The following is an 18,400-nucleotide window of genomic DNA, read 5'->3' as shown; positions in this document are numbered from 1 at the left end:
AAGTATTTTCGGCTCGTGATCACTGGAAACTGTCGTAGAGTTTTGATTGAGATTGTACCCAGGCGGCAATGCGTATCCGCGCCGAGTCGATGGCAGCCTCAGGCACCGTAGCCGAGAGGTCACGCTTTTCGTAGGGGTCCGCGGCCAAATCATACACCTCCACGCTGTTCTTCGTTTCGTTAAAGATGTATTTGGTATTCCCCTTGCGGTACCCAAAGTAAAGCTGGGTCCACGGCGCGAAAAAGAAAACCTCATCCGACCTGGATGCTAGCAGTTTTCTGCCCTGCCACGCTTCCGGTACCTCCACGCCTAATAACGACAGCGCCGTGGCCGGAATATCCTTCGTGGCCGCCAGGCCGTCGTAGCGCCGGCCATCGAACAGTACCGGATTTATGAAGTAAAGCGGGACACGCAGGTCTTCCTCGTAAAGGGTGTTGCCGTGGCCGCTGTGGCCGTGCTGTTGAAATGCTTCCCCGTGGTCGCCGGTCACCACCACCAGCGTGGTACTGTCCAGGCCCCGACGCCGCAGGTCCTGCAATACCCGGTCCACTACTTCGGTGCCGTGCCGCACGGCATTCAGGTACCGATTGAGACTGAAGTTGCCCACCCCGTAGTCGTGTTCCTCACCCTTAAAATAGTAGGGATAGTGGGCCTGCACCGTCCACAGCACCGAAAAGAAGGGCGTGGTAGTATCCTCGCCAACCCAATTGTTGAACTGTTCGGCCAGACACGCATCGTCTATTCCTCCGCCCTCTTTGTAGTTATTCAGGTCCACCCGGAACTGCTCCTCGCATTCGATGTTCCGGTAATCCTTGACAATGTCGAATCCCCGGTGTTGCAGGTATTCCATTCCGCTTTGCCAGGATTGATCCGCGGAGGAGAAAAAGGAGGTGCGATAGCCGCGTTCCGACAGTATGGAAGGAACGGAGGGAAAATCGACCGTCGTTAATTCCTTGGTGACGCTCTCGTAGGAGAGCTTGGGGTAGATGCCCGTCAGCAGCGAAACCAGCGAGCAGTTCGTGGACGGGGCGTGCGCGTAGACCTCCTCAAAGACCAGGCTTTGATCGAGATAAGGCTGCAGGGGTTCCTCCAGACCGCGCTGTCCGGTATACGTGTTGAAGTACACGGCACCGGCCGATTCCAGGACGATGAAAAGCAGGTTCCGGACCCGCCCGGTGGTGTCCGGCAGAGACATAGGCGCAGCAAGGGGATACTCCGACTCGGCGAACGGCAGGGCGCCGGCGGGCAGCGTGGCTTCGCTGAAGGCGGAGGGCGCATCGGAAGAAATTACGGATCCCACGAAGGTGGTGACGGCGTTTCCCAATTGCCCTGCCATAGCCTGCGGCGGGCGGTGGTGGGCCAGTAGTGCACTGCCGATTACGGCGGTCGCCAATCCCCCGGCCAGGAGTAAGGTACCCAATCGAACGGGCAACCAAAGCAGCACGAGCTCCATGATGCGGCTCAACACCAACACCCCCAAACACGCGGCCAGCAGTTCACCGACCCGACCCCCCGAGGCCTGCTCACCGATTGCCGACCAGGCATCCGTAGCCGTCAGAAATTCCGAATAGTAAAGCCACTGGTAGGTGAAGGGATTACCCATATAAGCGACGGTATCCACGTTCACCTGACTTGTGAACGCCAGCAAAAGCGTCACCACCGTGAATCCGGCGGTAATCCAACGCTCCTGCGACCGGCTGCGGGCCGCGGCTACGGCTGCCCAGCCGAGGAGAACCAGGCCCGCGACCAGCAAAAGGTCTTGCAGCGAGGCGGCCCACACGGTCACCACTGTCCAGCGCGGATTGGTCAAGGCGGCATGTGGGGTAACTCCCAGTATTTCCGCCCGGGCAATGAGGTGCAACAGCGCCAAAGCCCCACCTAGCGCAAGTATGCGATGAATGGCCGGCACCCCCCTATCCCGTAATCTTTGCCGGCCCGCCCAGCGGAGTACGACGTAAACGACTAAAAGCAAGCCGAACAGGATCATATACAGATCCCTGATGCCGACCCCGGACACCTCCTCCCCTTCTACAGTCCCCACGCGGTGAATGGTCCGGTCCGGCGTGGCGGCCACCGTAGCCCCTACGCGGACGTCCCAGTAATCGCGAATATCGCCGGCGTCGTTCTCCGTAATCCAGAAACAGAAATAGAATTCGGCGCTTACCGGCAATTTCAGCGTGGCGCTGAAACGTCCATCTTCACCCACCATGGGGGTGTACAGTAGGGAGTCCTCGGCCCGGGTATCTTCGTTCCAGTTCAGGCCATCCGTGACCGGGTAGTTGACGGGTTTCCAGACCAGGAACACCTCCCCCGCGTTCTCAGCCTCGTAGGTGAAGTTCTGGTAAACCGTATCCGCCACCGTTGCGGCATCTCCCGGGATTACTGCTCCCGCGTTTGCGCCCGCACAACAGAGCCAAAATAACAGAAGTCGGGCGAGGTGTGCTGCATTCATGGACCATTCCGAATTGTCGGTAAAGCGTTTGGCCCACCAGCCGGGCTAGCCAAGGCCAAGATAGGTCCTTTGAAAATGCTGCGCTATGCCCACAGGCAGTGGTTGTGAGCCACCGCGTAGCGATATAAGCTGGTCCTATTCCCCGGGCGTGATGGTAAAGTCGAAGGCGTCAAAGGTCGCCCGCCCGCCGACCGGTAGCGTGCACATATCCTTGATGTGCCCGATGGGCAACCCGTAGGCCACGGGGACGTCAAGGTCACCCAGGCGCTCCGTCAGCGTCTCCCGCAGCGTCAGTGACCGGTCGTCCGGATCGGCCTCACAGTCCTTAAAGGTGCCCAGTACGATGCCGGCGACTTTGTCGAGCTTCCACGCTTGCCGCAGTTGCGTGAGCATCCGGTCGATCCGGTAGGGCTTCTCCCCCACCTCTTCAATAAAGAGCAGGCTGTCGTCGATCGGCGGGGTGAAATCCGTCCCCACACTGGCGACCAGCAGGCTCAGGTTGCCCCCCCACAGTTCACCGGATGCCCGGCCGGGCCGTATGATATAGGGCTCCGGCCCCTCCTCCGGGGGGTGGATCGTTGACCACTCTTCTCCCTCCCAAAGCGCCATGCGCAGGTGCTTCTCTGTATAAGCGGTGAACTCCGAACTTCCCACCGGGCCGTGGTAGGTGATTATCCCTGTCTCCCGGGTGATGGCGTTCAGCAAAGCGGTAATGTCACTATACCCTACCAGGATTTTGGGGTTGCGGCGAATGAGGTTGTAGTTAAGGTCCGGCAGCAGTCGGGCACTTCCGTAGCCTCCCCGGGCGCACCAGACGGCCTGTACGTCGCGGTCGCCAAACATGGCGTGCAGATCACCCAATCGCTCGGCATCCGTACCCGCCAGAAATCCGTTTTCCGACCGCACGTATCGTCCCAGTTTCACGCGCAGCCCCAGTCCCTCGATTTGGGTGACGGCACGCTCCAGCCCCTCATCATCGAGAAAACTCGCCGGCGTAATGAGTCCGACCGTATCCCCGGGGCGCAGGCGAGCGGGAGGATCCGGGCGGCGGAGCGCGGGTGCCGGGCTCAGCGGAAGCGGCAAAGCCAGTCCGGCAGCCAGACGGGAGGTAAACGTGCGACGATTCATAGCGGGCAAGTTAATCCATCGGCCATGAACCGTAAGTCTCGCTACCCCACTCCCAATGGTGAGTGGCCAAGCAAATACCCACCGAGGAAACTGGCCAACAGTCCCAGGATCAGTATGCCGAGGTACGTCGGGGGAAGGGGTTGCACACGTGCCCGCGGTGGTACCGTTCGACGGGTGGATGGGAAGAACGTGTTCATGAGCTAATAAGATGGTTGGTTGGGCCGGTAAAGGTCCGTCTGGCGCATTGCTGATCCCGGGACACAATACCTTACCATGTTCCACATTCTCCTGCATGTGGGCAATCACCAAACTTGCGCAACGGCCTATGCCCCAGCAACCTACCGGCACTGAACTTCAAGGGCCCCACTGCCCCACCCTCCCCGTCTATGGCCTACTTGCATAGGTCGATAAAACTGCCCGGCGGGGGTCATGTCCCTTAATTTAGAAACACCAATAAAAATACAGATCATGGGTGTTTTCGGTCGTTACCTCCTTTATCTCGCAGACTGCGCGGTCATGTTGGCCGTGATCGGTGTGCAATTCTTCATTTTCCGGGGTGAGTTGCCCATCGGGTACGATACCGACCGTTGGTTACCCATCCTGCTCGAAGGTGGCGGCAGCGTGATGCTCACCACCCTCCTGGGCAGTACGCTTTACTGGACGATCGTGGACTTTCACCCGGATCTGGTCGACCTGCGGCGGTCCGAGATCGTCAGCCGCGATCAGGAAGGCAAGCCTGGCATTGAGACGCGCATTCTTCGGTCGTTCCTTAAGGCCTTTAGCCTGTTCTCTGCGCCCATTCTGTTGCTCTTCGCCGTGTTCAGCGAGGACAACCGCTTCTTGCACGACTACGTGGCCAAGACCGAGCGACGCAAAATAAAAGCCCCCCGTGCGGAGCACGGAGGGCATTGAAAGGTTGACTACAGATATGTAATCTAGTGCGTCTTGCGGCGGTTACAGGCCGTAGCTCACCCCGAAGGAGATCTCGCGACCGCGCTCGTAGCTCTGGAAGATGTACTCCTGTCCACTGAAGGTCGAGTAGCTTTCGAAAGCGGGGTTTAGCAGGTTGCGGGCACGCAGGCTCAACTTGAAGTTTTCAATCTTTTTGCTGATGCTCATGTCAAGCTGGCTGCGACCGCGTTCGAAGATGTCCGGGCTGCCTACGGCGCCGATGCTTTGCAGGCGATCGCCGAAGTAGTTGTACGCGATGACCACATCCCAGCCGGAAGTCGGCGTGGCGTAGCTCAAGTTGGCGTTTGCCACGAAGGGCGACTGTCCGTTGAAGCGGCGGTCACCGCTGAATTCCGGGTCTACGGCCTGGCCGAGGCGAACCTCGGAGGCGTCGATCTGCTGCCGGGCTTCGATCACCGCCAGGTTGGTGCTCAGGGTAAAGTTGTCCAGTTTCTCGTTCAGAAAGCCTAGCGACTTACGGGCCTCGATCTCCAGACCGTACAGGTCAGCGTTCTCGGAGTTGGTCCAGGTGAACTGCTGATCGCCCGACAGGCGGAAGGTGGTCACAATCGGGTTGCGGAAACGCTTGTAGAAAGCGCTCAGGGCGAGTACTTCACCGGCGTTGGGGAAAATCTCGTAGCGCAGGTCGTAGTTATCTACGCTCGTCAGTTCCAGGTCGGGGTTACCGAACACGATGGGTTCTCCGAGGAAGCCAAAAGCGCCGAAGGGGGCTACTTCCCGCATGTTGGGACGGGCCACGGTTTGGGTAAAGCTGCCGCGCAGGTTGGTATTCTCGCCAAGCTTGTAGACCAGGTTCAGGGCGGGCATCAATGACAGGGTATCGATGTTGGCGGTATTGTCGTCGATGCGGTTGAGGTCCGGAGTACGGCCGTTCTCGGCCGACTGCTGGTACTCGTTAGCCACCACGTCGCTTTCGACCAGGATACGGGTCTGCTCCGCGCGCAGGCCGAAGATCGCTTTCAGGCGGGGGCTCACTTCGTAGGTCATCATGCCGTAGACGCCACCTACGTCGTAAGTGCCGGTGTAACTGTTGGCCAGGTTGCTGTTGTCAAAGACGAAGACACCCACCAGGTTGCGGTTATTGACCTCTTCAATTACACCCAGGTTGTCTGGTCCAAAGAACACGTCGAAATCACCACCGGCTTCGCTGAAGGAGAGACCGCGGTCGTTTTCGTAGGCGTAAATCTTTTCGTTAAAGTCCCGGCTCTTCGACCGGTACATGCCACCGAATTTCAGCGCGTTACCGCGGCTTTTGCCCTGCAGAACCGGTACGGTGATGTCAAGCGATCCCTGGTAGGTGTCGTCGGACAGGTCGCGGAAGAAGCGGCTCGGACGGCTGAACTGGCTGGGATCGATGATGAAGCGGTCCCCCTGCTCGATGTACTCGGCGAAGCGCAGATCAGGCTCGTTTTGCTTGCTGTCGATGTAGTTGGCCGACCATTCGATCTTGGTGTTGCCCAGTCCCGTGAGGGTGTGCTCGCCCTGCAATACGTAGTCGATCAGTTCGCGCTCCATGAAGGTGGAAGCCTGCGACCGGTAGAAGTTGTCGGCGGTTCCGGCAGCTCCCTTGCTTTCGTTGCTGCCCTGCAGGATGCGTCCCTCGAGGAAGCCTTGGTGGCTGTAAATCGTATACAGGGAGATGCTGTTGGCCGGCGAAGGGCGAAGGGTCAGGCCGACCATGCCACCCAACTGACCGGACTCCACGCTCTTGGAGTCGCTCAGGTCGTATATCTCCTGCAGACTGCCGGCGCTGCCGCCGGGGTTGACGAAGTTGCCGCGCACGCCATTGGTGTACTGGCTGTATTCCCGGCTGTAGGAAGCCGTGGCAAAGAAACCCAGCGGCATGGTGCCCAGGTTAAACTGGTTACCGATGTTGGCGCTCAGGCTGAAATCGGGTCCGGTACTTTTGGTACCGAGAGTAAAGGCATTGCCAAATTCGTTGGCGACGTCCTCCACGGCTGCGGCCAATTCGGGATCGCGGCGTGCGCGACGGTCGACGTTGCTGCTCAGGGCGTTCAGCCTTTCGAGTCGCGGATCCTGCAAAATGGCGGGACCATCCAGGGTGCCGTCGTTGTAACCCAGTCCGATCTTTTTACCGGCGGGATAGGTCAGGAAGTCGTTGCGGAAGTTGCTCAGGTTGTTGTACCCCCCGGAGGCCGAAACCCCCCAGGTGAAGCGCTCGGGAAGGGCCTTGATCTTGATGTTCACGCTTCCGCCGGTGAAGTCACCGGGAAGGTCTGGCGTGAAAGTCTTGCTGGCGGTGATGTTGTCCAGCACGGTGGTGGGGATCAGGTCCAACTGGGCGGAGTTGCGGTAAGGGTCGATACTGGGCAGCTGCAGTCCGTTGAGGGTGGTGGCCGAGTAACGGTCGCCCAGGCCCCGAACGTAAACGTACTTGCCATCGACGACCGTTGTACCGGTAACCTTGGTAAGGGCCGCGGCGGCAGTTCCGGCACCAAGGCGCTGGATCTCCTGGCTGGAGATCACGTCTTGGACCTTGTCACTGTTCTGCCGCAGTTTCATTACGGCTACCTCACCGCGCTCGAGCGCCTGGGCGGTTACCGTGACGTCGAGAGCCAATTCCACGCCGGTGTCTTCGGCGAAAGTGATGTCGAGAATGGTGGTTTCGTTGGCGCGTACCACGATGCCTTCCAGCACCTGTTCGGCGTAGCCGACGTAACTGGCAGCAACGGTGTACGTTCCAGGTTCCACCTGAAACTGGTACTTACCTTCGATGAAGTCGGTTTGGGCCCCGGTAGAGGTGCCCTGGACGACGACGTTGGCACCCAGCATCGGGAAGCCGTCCTCGTCGTAAACGGTTCCGGCAATGGCCCCTTTTTGCGACATGGCAGTAGCCGTCACCAAAATCAGGACCAGAAGAGAAAACATGCGGTTAAGCATAAGGGTAAATTGTTTGCACTAGATAAAAGGCGGGGAAGACGGGAGGTCCCCCCGGTGGTGTAGTTCGGGTTTAGTGGGCTACCACCATTTTTTGCAGTAGCCGGCTACCGGCGGCGTCGAGCACGATCAGGTAGTTACCGTTGGGCAGCTGGCTTACGTCAATGCGTTGGGTTTGATCGCCGGCATCGTAGCGATTAGCGGTCCGCAACACCGGGCGACCGTATAGGTCCATCACCGTTAGGGTCACCTGTGCTGGTCGCGGCAAGGCAAATCCGATGGTTGCGATCTGGGTGGCGGGGTTGGGCACCGGAGCATCCAGTAGGAAGCCGGCATCCGCTACCTGCCCTACTCCGTTGGTGAAGTCGCCGGTAACCATATAGTGGTCGAGTGCCGTCCAGCCGGTTAGCCAGCTGTTGTTGCTGTCGGCGTAGGCACCGGGGGCGAAGGCACCGTAGAACTCAGTGGTATCGTAACCGGCAATCGCTACTGGTGCGTCGATGGCCGCCGGTCCGAAAGCGTAGACGCGGGGGTCGACGTTTCCGCCGTCGGCGTTGCGCGCGTCGAGACTATTGAGCACGGGATCCGCGATGATATTGCCGTTCGCTACGAAGGTGGCGGCAACATTGGCGCTGGAGGCCGGTACAATGGCTTCATTTTGATCGATGGCGAGAAAAAGGTCGGCCGGAGTGTCTCCGGCTCCGAAGGAGAAAAAGTAGTTGTTGAAGAAGCCCAGGTCGCCGCTCTGGAGGCGAGCGTAGGAATCTGTTTCGGAATCCGTCCGGTCCTCGATGGCCACAGCCGCACCATTGAAGTCGACGAAGACGGAGTTGTAGTAGTAACCCCCGGCATTGTCGCGGAAAAGTACCGAGAGTGGCAGCGAACGACCGGCATCACCGCCGGAGGCGGTTTGCTCGGCGCCGATGCCGATATAGGTAGCGTTGTAGATGGTCGGGCGGCTGAAGGGCTGCTGTTCATCGGGGCTGGCACCGTCGTGCTCGCCGGAACGGCCGGTAGGGTCTCCGGGTCCCTGCAGGGCGAACCAGTACTGTCCGCCGCCGCGCCAACCGAAGTCGTAGTCGAAGCCGTCGTCGCCGCAGAAGGATACCGCCGCGTGGTTCACCTGCACCGTGCCACCGAACCATTCGATTCCGTCGTCCAGATTGGCGAAGACTTCGATGTAATCGATCTCGGTACCGGAACCGACACCACCCAGGGTGAGTCCGTTGATTTCGTTGTCGGTGCTCAACTGGGCACCCCCGTGGCGAATGGAGACGTAGTTGAGTACGCCACTGTTGTCGGCATCATTCGTGCCGCCGAAGCGCGCCCGGGATTCCGCGGCGTCAATGCCTTCAATACCATCCGACCCGCCGGGCCGGGCGATCGTGGCGCTTCCGAGGATAATCAGTCCACCCCATTCGCCACGGTCAATGATGTCGTAGTCAAAAGGGTCGGTCACGTCATCATCGGATGCCGTAAAGATGATTGGTTGCTCGGCGGTACCGCGGGCGAAGATCTGCGCACCCTGGGAAATGATCAGGGCAGAGGTATTGTCACCCGTAGTCACGTCCGGACCGCCCAGTCCGCGAATGACCGTACCGGCTTCAATGTTGAGCGTGGCACCGGCTTCAAGAAAAACTAGTCCGTCAAGGACATAGTCATTATTGCTGGTCCAGTTGTAGGTTTCCCCGCCGACCAGATCGTTATCGGTGATGACGATCCGATCCTGTGCCATTACCCCTGCACCGCTCAGCAGGAGGGCCAAAAGAAAAAGGGTAACAGTTGGGTTCATAGACATTTGGGTTTTTGCGGGTCTCAGATTTACCGCAAAGATCCAGTCAGTCCATAAACTCCCTATTACACTTAGGTTAACTTATTGTGAAGGGGACACGATCTAATCCGCGTCCTGCACCAGCAAGTGAAAGGCACGGCGCAAGGCCGCCTCGTTGGAGTCGGCGCGCTCATCCGCGTTGGTCACCTTGTCGGTCAGGCCAATCAGGTAGCACCCAGCCTGCTTGGCCGAGATGCCACCTGGGCCGCTGTCCTCAATGGCTATGCATTCAGTGGCCGGCAGGCCCAGCTTTTCGGCGGCCAGCAAGTAGATGTCTGGTTCCGGTTTCATATGTTCAACGTCCGACGCGGTTACACTTACGGAGGTGAACCGATCAAGACGGGTGGCTTCGATCATTAAGTCGGCATCCGAACGCCCGCTATTAGTGGCGATGGCCAGCGGGAACCGCTCGGCGATGGCTTGCAGGGCTTCCGGCACGCCGGAAAAGGTCTTCCCCTCTTGCCGTACGGCCTCCTGGAACCTTTCTTGTTTCTGCGCGACAAGTTCGTCCGTAGTGATGTCCCAGTCGTGTTCCCTAATCAGGTAGGTAGCAACCACCAGGTCGCTCGTACCGATCCACTGTTCAAACCAGTGCTCGTCATATTCCAGACCGTAAGACTCCCGCAGAAGGGACAGCCAGGCGGCGCAGTGGAGGGGCTCGGAGTCGGCAAGGGTGCCGTCAAGATCGCAGAGAAGGCCGCGCAGCATAATATGGATTTGGGGTTATAATACCGACGCCGGATACGCCGTAAAGAAAGACCAATATCCGGACGACCGAAAAGGTTGACCGGGTGGGTAAGCAAGGTGACAATGGATTAGGCGGAAATGGAGGACAGTTAGCCACGGTTACTCCACCCACCCGTGAATTTCCAGTCAGAGGCATTTCATCGCACTTCTCCTGCGGAACACGGCAGTCTGACATTAATCCCATAAGTAAAACCTTGGCCAATGTAAACGAGTGGTATCGAGCTACCATACATCCCTTACCTGATGGGAAATAAATTTCACCGCGCTACCATGAGCTAGTGCACGAATTTTTGGCGAAAGCAGGAGAAAGGGGGGCGGGTCAACGAAGGATTACGCGGCGGATAACCTCCACTCCGCGAACGACAGCCGATCCAATGTCGTACACCTGATCGCTCACCTGCTGAATCTGCTCGAACTTCCCTTCCTCGTGTAGCTTGACCGTCCGTCCGACTAAAAAGCCAGAGCAGGCGGCACTACAGATGAAGAGTGCTACCAGAAGGGTAATCAATTTAACTTTAGGGTGTGTCATTGCGAAGGCTAATATAAGAAACCCGCCGGTTCCGTACCAAATAAGTACGGTAACCGGCGGGTTATTTCGACCAATGGGTCCATTATCCGGACAGAAAGCCGATCTATTCGAACTCTCGCATTACCCGAACCAGGGTTTCGACGCCTTCGTAGGGCATACTGTTGTAGATACTGGCCCGGAATCCGCCCACGCTTCGGTGGCCCGTGATGCCGTCGCAGCCGGCAGCTTCGGCGGCGGCCTGGAAGGCTGCGGTGTCCGCTTCATCCGTGCAAACGAAGGTTACGTTCATCTGGCTGCGGCTGAAGTCATCCGCCACCGTACCACGGAACTTCGGGTTGCGGTCGATCTCCTCGTAGAGGAGCTTGGCTTTGCGTTCGTTGTGCTTTTCCATCCCTTCCAGGCCACCTTGTGCCTTGATCCACCGCAGGGTGAGCATCATTACGTAGATCGGGTACACGGGAGGGGTGTTATAGGTGCTGCCCCCGTCGATGTGGACGCGGTAATCAAGCATGGACGGGAGGGTGCGGTTAACCTTTCCCAGCAGGTCTTTGCGCACGATGACCAGGGTAGCGCCCGCGGGGCCCAGGTTCTTTTGCGCGCCGGCGTAGATGATGCCGAATTTTTCCAGGGGAATGCGTCGACTGAAAATATCCGAGGACATATCGGCTACTAGCGGAGCGTCCGTTTCGGGCCACTCCTTGAATTGGGTGCCGAAAATCGTATTGTTGCTGGTTAGGTGAACGTACTTCAGGCCATCGGGTACGGTGTAGCCGCGGGGAATGTGGTCGTAGTTGCTTTCCTTGCTGCTGGCGATGATGTTGACCTTGCCGAAGTTCTTGGCCTCCTTTATGGCTTTGGCGGACCAGGAGCCCGTATCCAGGTAGCCGGCTGTTTCCTCGGGATTGAGAAGGTTCATCGCCGTGAAGAAAAACTGAGTGCTCGCTCCCCCGGAGAGAAAGAGGACGCCGTACTCGTCGCCGACGTTAAGGAGTTCGCGCACCAGTTGTTCGGCCTCTACCAGGACCGCATCGAAGGCGTCCGACCGGTGGCTGATTTCCAGGATGGAGAGTCCGCTGCCGTCCAGGTTCTCAACCGCCGCGGCGGCCTGGGTCAGCACGCTGGCGGGAAGGATGGCCGGACCGGCACTAAAATTGATCTTTTTCATTTGGGGTGATTTGCGGGGGCGAAAATACCTCGGGTTAGCAGTGTCTGCATAGAATAGTTTTCTCACCTTATAGTTTGGGGTCTCCTACCCTTTCGCATCACCATAGTCGCCGTTTTCCGGTGGCCAGATCGATCTTGAACGCCACGGTGCGATTCGACAGTCACCCTAGCCTGCCCCGTCATTGCCGCAGGAAAGTTAATTTTGACTTCTGGTGTCCGGACGCCGCGCTTCCGTCAACATCCGATAGTGTTGCATCCTTATAATGCCACTTAACCTCTAGCTTACTATGAACCGAATTCAATTTTTTTTTCTGGCTTCCATCTTTATGATGCTGATGGTCCTGAGCTGTACCCCCAAAGCAGCCGGTCCGGCCACCACCGGGACGGACACCGGCGGTTCGCAAGCGAAAGCCACCACCGCCACTCGGCCCGCCAAACCCGGAGAGGAACTGAGCTCCTGCCCCAAATTTTCCGACGCCCGCAATCCGGACGACGCGGAAACCAATTACGTCATCTACCGTACTGCCCTGAAGGCCAAGGAGATGGACCGCGCGCTCAAAACCTGGCGCAAAGTGTACGCCGTCAGCCCCGCCGCCGACGGACGCCGCCCTACCGTATACACCGACGGTGTGGCTTTCTACAATTACCTCATCGAGCAGAACCCCGATAAGCGCCAGGTGTACGGCGACTCCATTCTGATGCTGTACGAGCAGGCCCGGGAGTGCTACCCCGGCGACGGCTACATGGCCGCCATCCAGGCGTTCGACAGCTACTACACCTACCCGGGCACCGCTACGGAAGACGAAATCTATGCCCTGTTCAAGGAAAGCATCGAGATGGACGGTCCGGAAAAACTGCAGTACTTCATCATCAACCCCATGTCGCGGCTGGTGGTCGACCAGCACGATGCGGACAAAATTGACGACGCCGAAGCCAAAAAGATCGTGAGCGCCCTGAAGACGCGGCTGGAACTGGGTCTGCAGGAATGTAGCGGCGACGAGTGCGCCGCCTGGCAAGCGATCCAGGCTTACGCTCCGAGCAGCCTGCAGTACTTCGAGACCGTCAAAGGGTTTTACGATTGCCAATACTACCTCACGGAATATTTTCCGGACTTTGAGGCCAACCCCACCGATTGCGATGCCATCACCACCGCCTACTCGCGACTGCAGTGGGCCGATTGCGCCGAAACGCTGCCGGAATTCCAACGCGTGAAAAAAGCCTTCGAAGAGAACTGCGCAACGGTTGTTGAGGCTGGTCCCTCAGGTGGGTCCACCCTGCGCCAGGCTTACGATGCCCTCAAAAGCAACAAGTCCGCCGAGGCCGTGCGCCTCTTCGAACAGGCCGCCGAGGAAACCACCGACGGGGAACGCAAGAGCCGCTATCTGCTGACGGCCGCCAAGATCTACTACCGCGACCTGCGCAATTTCAGCCAGGCCAGGGCCTTCGCCCGCCGCGCCGCCCAGGCCGATCCCCGCAACGGTGAGCCCTACATGCTGATCGGAACCCTGTACGCCAGTAGCGGCCCGCTCTGCGGTCCCGGCACCGGCTTTGACAGCCAGGTGGTCGTGTGGCCAGCCATCGACATGTGGCAACGCGCCAAATCCGTCGACTCCTCCGTAGCCGGTAAAGCGAACGATCTGATCAACCGCTACACCCGCTACATGCCCTCCCGTGCCGATATCTTCCAGCGCGGAATTCAGGAAGGGTCGACCTTTACCGTAGGCTGCTGGATCCAGGAAACGACCCGCGTACGGACCCCCTAGTAAGGGGGTGAACTCCTACCGATATAGTTTTTATATTTGCGCAAGGTCACCTACCGGCCTGCTGCATAGTATATAAACCTATCTGTACGTGAGATTACCGCATAATGTTCGGGCCCGCCGGGCGCTTTCCGGCCTGTTGGCCCTTTCGCTTTGTCTGCTCTTTGGCGGCACTATCCTTTCCAGCCTTACCAACGCTTCCCCCGCCCCGGATGCTCCCCGCCTTACCCGGACTGGTTTTCCGATCATTGAACCCACCGTTCGGTATGGCGTGGCCCTTGATACCTTTTCCATTAAGGAAGGTACCATTGAGTACGGACAGACCCTCTCCGACATCCTGCTCGGGCACGGGCTGGCAGCGCAGCAGGCCTACGATGCAGCAAACGATTTCAACGAAATGCTCGACGTGCGCAACCTGCGCGCCGGCCGCAGTTACCAGGTTCTTGATGACGCCGACACCGACGGCCCTGATTTTCTGATCTACGCTCCATCGGTCTACCGCTACCTCCGACTGGACCTTCAGGGTACCGGCCGGCACGACTACGCTACGCTGCCGGTGACGATGACGGAAGAACTGGCCGCGGGCGAAGTGGAAACCTCGCTGTGGAACGCTATGGTAGGTGCCGGACACAGCTTTGCCCTCACCGACAAGATGGAAGACGCGCTGCAGTGGTCCGTCGACTTCTACCACGTGCAACCCGGCGATGCCTTTCAACTGGTCTACGAACAGGAATACGTTGAAAACAACCCCGCCGGCTTCGGCCGCGTACGCGCGGCCCGCTACAGCACCGGCGGAAAAGACATCTATGCCTTCTACTTCGAGAGTGAGGACAGCACCCAGGCGGGTTACTTCGGACTGGACGGTCAGCCCATGAAAGCTACCTTCCTCAAGGCGCCCGTGCGTTACAGCCGCATCAGCAGCCGCTACAACCTACGCCGCTTTCATCCCGTGCAGCGCCGCGTCAAGCCCCACCTGGGTACCGACTACGCCGCGCCCTATGGCACCCCCATCGTGGCGGTGGCCGACGGCGTGATCAGCCGCGCCGGGCGTACCGGTGGCAATGGCATCTTCGTCAAGATCCGTCACGACAAACGCTTCGATACCCAGTACCTGCACATGCAAAAGCGCGCCCCCGGCATGGTCGTGGGCAAGCGCGTGAGCCAGGGTGACGTGATTGGGTATGTCGGCTCAACCGGCCTGGCCACCGGCCCCCACGTATGCTTCCGGTTCTGGGACAACGGCAAGCAGGTCGACCACACCAAGATGGACTTCCAGGACGCCGAACCGATGCCCGAGGAATACCTACCGGAATTCTTCCAGGTACGCGACGACTACCTGGCCAAGCTGAACAGCGTGGGCAGCCCCATCGAAGAAGAGGATACGGTCAGCAAATAATAATACTAAAGGCTACCAACCGATCCGATCAGAGGAGCAGGTCCATATTGATGTGCTCCTCGATCAGTTCCACCGCCCGCCGGATCTTCCACGGGGTTTTCAGATTGATCTTTACCTCCATCTGGCTGATGCGCACGGCGGCCCCGTACGTGTCCAGCTGGCAGGCCACCACTGGAATGTTGTGCGCGGACAGAAAGTCTGAGTGCGGCAAATCCGGGTTGTCGTCAGACAGGCCCGTCACCACCACCCCGGAAATCGTTGAACCCGGCAGATTGCGATCGCTCAGGATTCCCTGCAGGGCACTGAGCGCTTCGTACAACCGGCGGTGACTGACAATCACCAGCAGGTTCTTCAAATTTTCCACTTCTTCCTGGGCCAACAGGCTGCCGCTGGCAATATTCTCCACCTGGTTGTCGAGCCCCTCGCGGTTCATCAGTGTGCGCCCCTTAAGCGAATGACGGATGGAGGCCATAATGGGGTTGGCCAGGATCTTTTCGAACGGCAGGACGCCAAGCAACGGAATGCCGGTCTTGTCGAGGTACTTGCCCACATAGTGCCGCACCTTCTCCAGTTTTGCCGGCAGGGTCTTGTTGACGATCACTCCGCGTACCGGAACCCGACGTTCGCGGAACATCGCCAGGTTCATATTGAGCCGGTCGATGGTGCTGCCGATCCCGCCCTCGACGATCATCACTACGGGGGCATTGAGCAGTTGGGCTACCTGGGCGTTACTCACGTCACAGACGCTACCTACCCCGGGGTGACCGGTACCTTCGTAAATCACGAAATCGTTGCGTGACTGCAGTTTGCGGCTCGCCCGGGTGATGGCGGAATTGAATTCGTAGCGGGAGGGATCGTCGAGGTACTTGGCCGTCACGCCGCTGCCGATGATCACGGGGCTGTGCAGTTCCGAGCGCAACTCAAAATCCATGCCCCGGGCAAACAAAAGCGCATCTTTGTCGACCTGCAGGTCTCCCAATTCTACCCATTCCTGCCCTACCGGTTTGCAGTAGCCTACACGGTATTCCCGCTGTCGGATAGCGGCCATGAGCCCCAGCGTGCAAGTGGTTTTTCCCACGTGCTGGGAAGTAGCGGCAATGTAGAGGCGGTCAAGCATGGCTCAGAAGTTGGCGGTTTTGGGCGCGGGCGCAGGTGCAAAGAAAACAAGCCGGCAGCAATGCGGGTCAGGAGCCTGTCCCGGGCTCCCTTCCAAAGCTAGTGCATACTGGCCGCTCCGGCCCCGCGGGGGATGCGTATCGTCTCCACCATTTCCTGTACGTCCTCGGGTGGTGGTGGCGTGAAGCGACTTATCACCAGGGCGACGACCAGATTGACCACCATGGCCACGCTGCCGAAGCCTTCCGGGCTGATACCGAACCACCAGGTTTCCGGCGCGGGCACTTCCTCAACGAACCAGCCCAGACGGTACACGGCCATGTAGCCAAACATCAATACGGTACCGACGACCATACCCGCGACGGCCCCGGCGCGGTTCATACGCCGGTCGAAAATCCCCAGTACGATCGCGGGAAAGAAACTCGCGGCGGCCAGTCCGAAGGCCAGGGCAACCGTGGCCGCCACAAAGCCCGGCGGGTTCACCCCGAAATAGGCGGCGACCAATACGGCAACGGCCGCCCCGCCGCGCGCCCACCACAGTTCTTCGGCTTCGCTCATGTTGGGCTTGATCTGCTTTCGCATGAGGTCGCGGCTCACGGCCGTGGAAATTACCAGCAGCAATCCCGCAGCCGTGGACAGCGCCGCCGCCAGTCCGCCCGCCGCAACCAGGGCAATCACCCAGGCGGGCAAACCGGCGATCTCGGGATTGGCCAGTACCATGATATCGCGGTCGATGTATACTTCATTGGGATTATCGGTGGGTTCGTTGTGGAGGAGCGCCTGCCCGGAGGCCCCTTGCACCCGCGCGCCGCCGCCCGCCGGACGTTGCTGGTCCACGTCCCCGACGAAGGGAGGACCCGGAGCGTACTGCACTACCCCGTCGTTGTTTTTGTCCACCCAGGCTACCAGGGCCGTCTCCTCCCATTTACTGAACCAGCCCGGGAGCTCCGTGTAAGGGCGCTCGGAGATGGTAGTGATGAGGTTGGTCCGCGCGAAGGCCGCGATGGCCGGTGCCGTGGTATAAAGCACCGCGATGAACAGCAGGGCCCAACCGGCGCTGATGCGTGCATCCTTCACACGGGGCACGGTGAAGAACCGCACGATGACGTGGGGCAGTCCTGCGGTGCCCGCCATGAGCGCCAGGGTGATGGCGAAAACGTCGACGGTGGATTTGGTGCCGTCGGTATACTCCGCAAAGCCGAGTTCGGTATGCAATTGATCGAGCTTGTCCAGCAGGGCTACGCCGGAGCCGTCGTTCACGTCGGCCAGGAATCCGAGCTGTGGAATGAGGTGGTCCGTCATCTGCAGAGAGATGAAGATGGCGGGTACCATGTAGGCGAAGATCAGGACGCAATACTGGGCCACCTGGGTGTACGTAATCCCCTTCATCCCGCCCATGATGGCGTAAAAGAACACGACTACGGTACCGATGTAGACGCCGGTGTTGATTTCCACCTCGAGAAAGCGGCTGAACACCAGTCCTACACCGCGCATCTGACCGGCCACGTAGGTGAAGCTGACGATGATGGCACAGATGACCGCCACCGTACGGGCGACGTTGGAGTAGTAGCGGTCGCCGATAAAGTCGGGCACCGTGAATTTGCCGAATTTACGCAGGTAGGGCGCGAGCAGGAGGGCCAGCAGGACGTAGCCGCCGGTCCAGCCCATGAGGTAAACCGCTCCGTCGTAACCGGCAAAACTGATGATGCCGGCCATGGAGATGAAACTGGCCGCGCTCATCCAGTCGGCCGCCGTAGCCATACCGTTGGCGATGGGATGGACGCCGCCGCCGGCCACGTAGAACTCGGAGGTGGATCCCGCACGGGCCCACACGGCAATGCCGATGTAGAGGAGGAAAGTGGCACCGACAATGAGGTAGGTCCAGGTTTGTACGTCCATAATCAGCTGGCGGGGTATTGGAACGGGAAAGGGCGACGACCGGTGGGCGCGGCGGGGCTTCGGTTATTCACCTACCCCGAATTCGGCGTCGAGACGATTCATCAGGTAAACGTACACGAAGATGAGGACGACAAATGCGTAGATGCTTCCCTGTTGGGCAAACCAGAAGCCCAGTTTGGCCCCTCCGATCCGGAATTGGTTGAGCTGGTCTACGAAAAGGATGCCGCAGCCGAAGCTGACGGCAAACCATATCGTAAGAAGGATCGCTAGATACCGAAGATTAGCTCGCCAGTAGCGGCGGTATTCTTCCGGTGGGGCCATCAGATAAAATATTAGTGGGTGTACGTGTGGCCCGTCGAATAAAAAGGCATGATCGACTAGGTTCTTTGCGGCTCGTGGCCGAATGCCTGCTCAAGATATACCGGTTGGAAAGAACTTCCAAACGCGCAGGCCAACAAACGCGAACCTTTGTTCCGGCACCGCGCTTACCAGTCCGAACGAAAGTGAT

13 protein-coding genes are annotated in these 18,400 nt (G+C 59.1%); 3 read left to right on the top strand and 10 right to left on the bottom strand.

Annotated elements, in window-relative coordinates:
- Nucleotides 1–19: 19 nt before the first annotated feature.
- Together E4021_RS00805 and E4021_RS00800 are read right to left on the bottom strand one after the other, a co-directional pair.
- Nucleotides 20–2,452, bottom strand: a complete 2,433-nt coding sequence (locus E4021_RS00805) for an LTA synthase family protein (RefSeq protein ID WP_136455995.1) — start codon at nucleotides 2,450–2,452, stop codon at nucleotides 20–22.
- A 135-nt stretch (nucleotides 2,453–2,587) separates the two neighbouring features.
- The gene (locus E4021_RS00800) at nucleotides 2,588–3,580 is read right to left on the bottom strand and encodes a S66 peptidase family protein (RefSeq protein ID WP_136455994.1); all 993 of its coding nucleotides are present in this window, start codon (nucleotides 3,578–3,580) and stop codon (nucleotides 2,588–2,590) included.
- A gap of 468 nt (nucleotides 3,581–4,048) precedes the next feature.
- Here E4021_RS00800 and E4021_RS00795 point away from each other — a divergent pair, with 468 nt between their 5' ends.
- Nucleotides 4,049–4,492 (top strand): RDD family protein, encoded by a 444-nt coding sequence (locus E4021_RS00795; RefSeq protein WP_136455993.1) that lies wholly within the window; start codon nucleotides 4,049–4,051, stop codon nucleotides 4,490–4,492.
- 42 nt (nucleotides 4,493–4,534) lie between these two features.
- On the opposite strand, the gene E4021_RS00790 is transcribed toward E4021_RS00795, so the two are convergent.
- The 5 genes from E4021_RS00790 to serC form a co-directional block, all read right to left on the bottom strand.
- Nucleotides 4,535–7,453 (bottom strand): TonB-dependent receptor, encoded by a 2,919-nt coding sequence (locus E4021_RS00790; protein ID WP_136455992.1) that lies wholly within the window; start codon nucleotides 7,451–7,453, stop codon nucleotides 4,535–4,537.
- 70 nt (nucleotides 7,454–7,523) lie between these two features.
- On the bottom strand, nucleotides 7,524–9,242 hold the full coding sequence (locus E4021_RS00785; protein WP_246050187.1) for a T9SS type A sorting domain-containing protein: 1,719 nt from the start codon (nucleotides 9,240–9,242) through the stop codon (nucleotides 7,524–7,526).
- Between the two features lie 102 nt (nucleotides 9,243–9,344).
- Complete coding sequence (locus E4021_RS00780) at nucleotides 9,345–9,989, bottom strand: HAD family hydrolase (RefSeq protein ID WP_136455990.1); 645 nt, start codon at nucleotides 9,987–9,989, stop codon at nucleotides 9,345–9,347.
- A 358-nt stretch (nucleotides 9,990–10,347) separates the two neighbouring features.
- Nucleotides 10,348–10,557 carry a hypothetical protein gene (locus E4021_RS00775; protein ID WP_136455989.1) on the bottom strand — a complete coding sequence of 70 codons (210 nt, stop codon included), beginning with the start codon at nucleotides 10,555–10,557 and terminating at the stop codon, nucleotides 10,348–10,350.
- 103 nt (nucleotides 10,558–10,660) lie between these two features.
- Nucleotides 10,661–11,722: a 3-phosphoserine/phosphohydroxythreonine transaminase gene (gene serC, locus E4021_RS00770; protein WP_136455988.1), complete on the bottom strand. Its 1,062-nt coding sequence runs from the start codon at nucleotides 11,720–11,722 to the stop codon at nucleotides 10,661–10,663.
- A gap of 286 nt (nucleotides 11,723–12,008) precedes the next feature.
- On the opposite strand from serC, the gene E4021_RS00765 reads away from it, so the two are divergent.
- Both E4021_RS00765 and E4021_RS00760 read left to right on the top strand, forming a co-directional pair.
- Nucleotides 12,009–13,484: a hypothetical protein gene (locus E4021_RS00765; protein WP_136455987.1), complete on the top strand. Its 1,476-nt coding sequence runs from the start codon at nucleotides 12,009–12,011 to the stop codon at nucleotides 13,482–13,484.
- Nucleotides 13,485–13,572: 88 nt separating this feature from the next.
- A complete protein-coding gene (locus E4021_RS00760; RefSeq protein ID WP_136455986.1) occupies nucleotides 13,573–14,877 on the top strand; it encodes a M23 family metallopeptidase in 1,305 nt (434 codons plus the stop codon).
- A gap of 28 nt (nucleotides 14,878–14,905) precedes the next feature.
- On the opposite strand, the gene E4021_RS00755 is transcribed toward E4021_RS00760, so the two are convergent.
- From E4021_RS00755 to E4021_RS00745, 3 genes are all read right to left on the bottom strand, one after another.
- On the bottom strand, nucleotides 14,906–15,994 hold the full coding sequence (locus tag E4021_RS00755; RefSeq protein ID WP_136455985.1) for an AAA family ATPase: 1,089 nt from the start codon (nucleotides 15,992–15,994) through the stop codon (nucleotides 14,906–14,908).
- Between the two features lie 98 nt (nucleotides 15,995–16,092).
- Nucleotides 16,093–17,892 (bottom strand): sodium:solute symporter family protein, encoded by a 1,800-nt coding sequence (locus tag E4021_RS00750; RefSeq protein WP_136455984.1) that lies wholly within the window; start codon nucleotides 17,890–17,892, stop codon nucleotides 16,093–16,095.
- A gap of 63 nt (nucleotides 17,893–17,955) precedes the next feature.
- The gene (locus tag E4021_RS00745; protein ID WP_136455983.1) at nucleotides 17,956–18,213 is read right to left on the bottom strand and encodes a DUF4212 domain-containing protein; all 258 of its coding nucleotides are present in this window, start codon (nucleotides 18,211–18,213) and stop codon (nucleotides 17,956–17,958) included.
- Nucleotides 18,214–18,400 lie beyond the last annotated feature (187 nt).

It is taken from the genome of Neolewinella litorea, from assembly GCF_004803465.1.
Taxonomy (GTDB): Bacteria; Bacteroidota; Bacteroidia; order Chitinophagales; family Saprospiraceae; genus Neolewinella; species Neolewinella litorea.
This window is presented reverse-complemented; position numbering and strand designations above follow the sequence as displayed.